The organism is Oleiphilus sp. HI0128 (assembly GCF_001635365.1).
The window spans coordinates 1-952 of the sequence record NZ_LWGG01001546.1 but is presented as its reverse complement, the minus strand read 5'-3'; the positions used below and the strand labels follow the sequence as shown (position 1 = coordinate 952).

1 protein-coding gene is annotated in these 952 nt (G+C 41.1%); it reads right to left on the bottom strand.

The window, feature by feature from the left end:
* Positions 1 to 952, bottom strand: a 952-nt coding sequence (locus A3763_RS25415; RefSeq protein WP_156495332.1) for an ATP-dependent endonuclease, incomplete at both ends; no start/stop codon positions are given.

Sequence of the window (952 nt, the reverse complement as noted above, 5' to 3'; positions counted from 1 at the left end):
GTTTGGAATATATGTGAGCACCTTCGAATGCAAATACTCTAGGTTAGGATTAAAACTACTAAGTTGTTCGATGGCATACTTCATACGGCCAAAGCCGCCACCATTTCGGTCTATATCAAAATCAAGCAATGTTACAAATGGTATTTTAAGAGAGTTAAGCAAACGCCAAAAATGATTTACATGTCGCCCACCCAATGGAACTACAGAAATCGAATGCGAATCTATATCTTTACCATAGTGCTCCAATAGTTTGGGGAGAATAACTTGCTCGCTATCACCTTCTCCAAGTATGACGAGCTTTGAGAAATATATTTCAGGATAGGCTTTTACTGCCTCACGGATATATTTTGCTTGCTCATCCCCTTCTTTAGGAAGTTCTAACTTCTGAACACGTGAACAAACTTCCTCATTGTCCAGCCTGAAGTGACGAATTTGTTGGGGCTCAATCCTCCCCACCAAAGATGCAGAGTGCGTAGCAACAACGGACTGGCATAGTTCATTTGAACCATAGTCTTTTACCAAGCTTATAATTCTCCCCAAATAGTGAGGGGACAAGTGATTTTCAGGTTCTTCAAGCGCGATCAAGCTAAAGATTGGCAGCTTCATTTTATCTTCATCGAAATTCGAAACCTCGCGACTGACAACAGCCTTTCGAGTTGCGGCATCGATATCAAAAAGAGCCTTTGTCAAAGCAAAATAAACAAGGGATTTTTGGCCGTCACTAAGACGGTTAGTATTTACCTTATTGCCTGTGGCATCTGGCATAAATTGTAATTGTATAAGGCGCAGAATTTCATCTACGTCACCAACAGGAAAGCTAAGTTCAGCTTCACCAAGGTGGCGACCTTTATATATAGTTTTCCAGTTGTCATTAATTGCTCCGGTAATCTGCGAGAGTGCGGAGTTATCAGACGCAAGTTGATTGAGTTCTTTCGCCTTTTTTTCAAAAGTC